The organism is Stenotrophomonas sp. PS02298 (assembly GCF_029959445.1).
Lineage (GTDB): Bacteria > Pseudomonadota > Gammaproteobacteria > Xanthomonadales > Xanthomonadaceae > Stenotrophomonas.
The window spans coordinates 1-4,726 of sequence record NZ_JASCOR010000232.1; the positions used below are offsets into that span (position 1 = coordinate 1).

Sequence of the window (4,726 nt, forward strand, 5' to 3'; positions counted from 1 at the left end):
GCCGAGCCATGCTCGGCAGGGCTTTACCGGTAATGCCCCAAGCCGAGCATGGCTCGGCTCTACAGGCGCAGCTTCAAGGCCGGCTTGATCATGCTGATGTAGGAGCGGCGTAAGCCGCGAAGCGCGTATTCCTGCAAACGGCGAAGAGCTACCCCTCCCCAGCCCTCCCCTCCGCCTGCGGCGCAAGGGAGGGGGCAAAAGCGTAGTGCCGAGCCATGCTCGGCAGAGGCTTTACCGCGAATGCCCCAAGCCGAGCATGGCTCGGCTCTACGGATGCAGCTCACCCACCTGGTTTGGCGGTCTCTATGACTACGCCCAGCTGCTTGCCGGCCTCGGCCAGCTTCACCTTCTTGCCGTCGCTGCGGGCGACCAGATAATCCGCCGCTACCCAGCCACTCTTGCCGTCCGCACGCACGTTGCACCATTGCAGGTCGTCGAGGCAGCGCTGCACTTCCACCGTGGTGCCCACCGGCAATACCGCCAGGCGCTCGGCACGCTGGTCCGGCGCGCTGCGCAGGTTCAGGCCATTGCTGACCTGGGCGGCGGGCTCGTTGATCTGCGGCTGGAACCACAGCACCACGCCGATGATCGCCGCAGCCGCAGCGATACGCAGATACAGGCGGGGCTTGCCGTCGGTGGACTTGAACAACCTGTGCATGGCGAGTGCGGCGGGACCGGTGCGGCCAGATGAAGCGCCTATGGTGACACGCCAAGCTTGAACCCACGCCGTTGCAGCCGCACCACGTTCAGGCAGGGCCGACATCTATCGCCGCAAGCCGTGCAGCGCCTACGCCTCCGGCAATTTCCAAGCTGTATACGCCGGCATTGGGCACATGCATCGCGGTCTGGAAGGCACGGAATGCCTGCATGTCCGCAGGCCCGTTCACCGCCCGCCCTTGCAGGCGCCAGGCCAGCAGGCCGATCCAGATGCCGTGACCCACGAATACGCTGCCATCGTCGAAGTCATGCAGGCGCGCCAGGAAGGCCTCAACCCGAGCCGCGAAATCATCGAAACTGTCGGCGATATCGCCATCGCGATGTGCAGGGTCACCGCGCTGCCAGTATTCGCGTGCCAATACCGCCACGTCACCGGGCGCCTTGCCCTCGACCGTGGCAAGCGCCAGATAGCTGAACTCATCCAGCTCAGCGATCTCCTGCGCTGCAAGCCCGTGGGCAGCGGCGAAGTACGCCGCCGTCTGCCGGGCGCGCAGCATCTGCGAGCAGTACAGCTGCGCAGGCCGCAGCGCCCAGCGCGCCAGAAGATCCAATACCTGCTGTCGGCCCAAGGCGCTGAGCGGGATCTCCCGATCAGCCATGGCGAACGCACCCGCGTTGGCCATGCTCTGCCCATGCCGAACGAAGTAGAGCGTCCGCACTCCTGTCGGGTCGGACACCGCCTGCATCAGGCCGTCATGCCGCTATGCCGCAACAAGGCATCGATCTGCGGTTCACGGCCACGGAAGGCGCGGAAGTTCTCGGCCGCACTGCGGCTGCCGCCACGCGACAACACTTCATCGCGGAAGCGCTTGCCGGTTTCGGCCAAGGCGCCCGGTGCTTCCTCGAACGCGGCATAGGCATCGGCACTGAGCACCTCGGCCCATTTGTAGCTGTAATAACCGGCCGCATAGCCGCCAGCAAAGATATGGCTGAACTGGTTGGCGAAGCGGTTCCAGGCCGGCGGGATGTTCACCGCCACTTCGCCGCGCACACGTTCCAGCAACTGCAGCACGCTTTCCTGTTCAGGCTGGTACTGGCTATGCAGCAGCATGTCGAACAAGCCGAATTCCAACTGGCGCACGGTGAACATGCCGCTCTGGAAGTTCTTCGCCGCCAGCATCTTGTCGAACAGGTCGCGCGGCAACGGCGCGCCGGCATCGACATGCGCAGTCATCGCTTCCACCTGCTCCCACTCCCAGCAGAAGTTCTCCATGAACTGGCTGGGCAGCTCCACTGCATCCCATTCCACACCATTGATGCCGGCAACCGCCAGCTCACCGATGCGGGTCAGCAACTGATGCAGGCCGTGGCCCATTTCATGGAAGACGGTGGTGACTTCGTCGTGGCTGAAGGTGGCCGGCTTGCCGTCATTGCCACGGCCGAAATTGCAGACCAGGTAGACCAGCGGCGTCTGCACGCCAGCGGCGGTAACGCGACGGTTGCGGCAGTCGTCCATCCACGCGCCACCGCGCTTGCCCTCGCGGGCGTACAGGTCCATGTAGAACTGGCCAACCAAGGTGCCATCGGCGCTCACCAGACGGTAGAAACGCACGTCTTCGTGCCAGACCGGTGCGCTGTCCTGTTCCACCTTGAGCCCGTACAGGCGCTCGATCACGCCAAATAGGCCAGCCAGCACCTTGGGCTCGGTGAAGTACTGCTTCACTTCCTGCTCGGAGTAGCTGTAACGCGCCTGCTTGAGCTTCTCGGCCACATAGGCCAGATCCCAGGCCTGCAGTTCATCCATGCCCAGTTCGTCGCGGGCGAAGGCTTCCAGCTCTGCGCGGTCGCGCTGTGCGTACGGCTTGGCGCGTGCAGCCAGGTCACGCAGGAAGCTCAACACCTGCGGTGCGTCGCTGGCCATCTTGGTGGCAATCGAATATTCGGCGTAGTTGTCGAAACCCAGCAATGCCGCCAATTCATTGCGCACGGCGAGAATGCGATCGATGTTGCCGGTGTTGTCCAACGCCGCATCGCCGAACTCCGATGCACGCATCGCATGGGCGCGATACAGCTGCTCACGCAGCGCGCGGTTGTCGGCATAGGTCTGCACCGGCAGGTAGCACGGCATCTGCAGGGTCAGCTTGTACCCCTCGCGGCCATCCTTCTGTGCGGCAGCGCGGGCGCTGGCGATCACATCATCGGGCAGGCCCAGCAGGTCGTCGGCAACATCCACGTACAGGGCGAATGCATCACCGGCATCGAGTACGTTCTGCGAGAACTTGGCCTGCAGACCGGACAGCGCTTCCTGCAACTCGGCGAAACGCGCCTTGCCAGCGTCGTCCAGCTCGGCACCGCCGAGACGGAAGTCGCGCAATGCATTCTCCAGCGCCTTGCGCTGTGCTTCGTCGTAGCTTGCAGCTTCCGGCGCAGCGGCCAGCAGCTTGTACTGCGCGTACAGCGCCGGGTTCTGCGCGACCGAGCTGCCGAAGCGGCTGATCTTCGGCAGGTTGGCGTTGTAGACCTCGCGCAGCTCCGGCGTGTTGACCACCGCCTGCAGGTGCGAGACCTGGCCCCAGGCGCGATACAACCGCTCGGTAGCATCGTCCAGCGGCACCACGAAATTGTCCCAGCTCACCGGTGCCACGGTTTCGGCGGCTTTCACCGCCGCTTCGGCCTCGGCCAGCAGTGTATCGACGGCCGGGGTGACGTGTTCAGCACGGATCACGTCGAAACGCGGCAGGCCGGAGAAATCGAGCAGGGGATTGGTGGTGTTCACGGCATTCCTTCAAACAGTTCCGGCTGCGCCGGCATCAGACCTGATATGGCGACGCTTCCAGCCAGGCACAAGGCAGGGCCGGCATGCCCTGCCCGGCCACGGCCGTGGCCACCACCGCATCGGCGCCGACCACGTCGATGCCCTGCTGGCTGTACCAGTCCGGGTTGTAATAGCTGTGCGCGTAACGCTCGCCGGCGTCGCAAAGGATGCTGACGATGGAGCCATCACGGCCGGCCGCGCGCATCTGCTGGGCGGCGTACAGCACGCCGATGAAGTTGGTGCCGGTGGAGCCGCCAACGCGGCGGCCCAGGGTGGCGCTGACATGGCGCATTGCAGCCAGGCTCAGCGCATCACTCACCTTCACCATCGCATCAACGCAGGTGGGGATGAAGCTGCGCTCCACGCGCGGACGACCAATGCCTTCCACGCGCGAGCCACCTTCGCAGGTCATGTCACGCCAGTCGCGGCCTTCCAATGCGGCGCAATAACCATCGTAGAAAACCGACACTTCCGGATCAGCACAGAGAATCCGGGTGTCGTGACGGCGGTAGCTGACGTAACGGCCGAGGGTAGCGGCAGTGCCGCCGGTGCCGGGGCTGCAGACGATCCATTCCGGCACCGGATGCGGCTCTTCGGCCATCTGCTTGAAGATGGACTCGGCGATGTTGTTGTTGGCGCGCCAGTCGGTGGCGCGTTCGGCGTAGGTGAACTGGTCCATGAAATGGCCGCCGGTTTCGCGCGCCAGCCGTTCGGATTCGCAGTTCAGGTCGCAGGCGCGCTGCACCAGATGGCAGCGGCCGCCATGGAATTCGATGGCGGCGATTTTCTCCGGCGACGTGCTGGCCGGGATCACCGCGATGAACGGCAGGCCCAGCAGGCGTGCGAAGTAAGCCTCGGACACGGCGGTGGAACCGCTGGATGCCTCGATCACCGGGCAACCCTCGCGCAACCAGCCATTGGCCAGCGCGTACAGGAACAGCGAGCGGGCAAGCCGGTGCTTGAGGCTGCCGGTCGGGTGGCTGGATTCATCCTTCAGATAGACATCGATACCGGGGAAACCCGGCAGGTCGATGGGAATCAGATGGGTATCGGCCGAACGGTTGTAGTCGGCATCAATCTTGTGGATGGCCGCCGCCACCCAATCACGCTGGGACATGGATCGCCACTTCATGGTGAATGCTGGTGTGGATTCTACTTGGTTGGGCAAAGCCGGCGGCCAAACCGGGGTCAGAGTGCGGTTTCGTTTGGAAACCGCACTCCTGTCTCTTAAAAACAACTCCCCGCCCACCAGAC

At 64.3% G+C, this 4,726-nt stretch carries 4 protein-coding genes; all 4 read right to left on the reverse strand.

From position 1 onward, the window contains the following. Positions 1-280: 280 nt before the first annotated feature. The 4 genes from QMX78_RS20100 to QMX78_RS20115 all read right to left on the reverse strand — a co-directional run bounded on the left by QMX78_RS20100 (position 281) and on the right by QMX78_RS20115 (position 4,589). Positions 281-658: an SH3 domain-containing protein gene (locus QMX78_RS20100; RefSeq protein WP_282272960.1), complete on the reverse strand. Its 378-nt coding sequence runs from the start codon at positions 656-658 to the stop codon at positions 281-283. A gap of 88 nt (positions 659-746) precedes the next feature. Continuing rightward, positions 747-1,403, reverse strand: coding sequence for a histidine phosphatase family protein (locus QMX78_RS20105; RefSeq protein WP_282272962.1), 657 nt, complete (start codon positions 1,401-1,403; stop codon positions 747-749). Then, positions 1,403-3,433, reverse strand: coding sequence for a M3 family metallopeptidase (locus QMX78_RS20110; protein ID WP_282272964.1), 2,031 nt, complete (start codon positions 3,431-3,433; stop codon positions 1,403-1,405). Before QMX78_RS20110 ends, QMX78_RS20105 begins: the two co-directional genes overlap by 1 nt. 34 nt (positions 3,434-3,467) lie before the next feature. Then, entirely contained in the window at positions 3,468-4,589 is a 1,122-nt protein-coding gene (locus tag QMX78_RS20115) for a PLP-dependent cysteine synthase family protein (protein WP_282272966.1), read from the reverse strand. Between the last annotated feature and the right edge of the window lie 137 nt (positions 4,590-4,726).

What these genes read in the sequence shown, in the direction of transcription:
- QMX78_RS20100 (WP_282272960.1), bottom strand. Translation starts at nt 658, where the DNA reads ATGCACAGGTTGTTCAAGTCCACCGACGGCAAGCCCCGCCTGTATCTG.
- QMX78_RS20105 (WP_282272962.1), bottom strand. Translation starts at nt 1,403, where the DNA reads ATGCAGGCGGTGTCCGACCCGACAGGAGTGCGGACGCTCTACTTCGTT.
- QMX78_RS20115 (WP_282272966.1), bottom strand. Translation starts at nt 4,589, where the DNA reads ATGTCCCAGCGTGATTGGGTGGCGGCGGCCATCCACAAGATTGATGCC.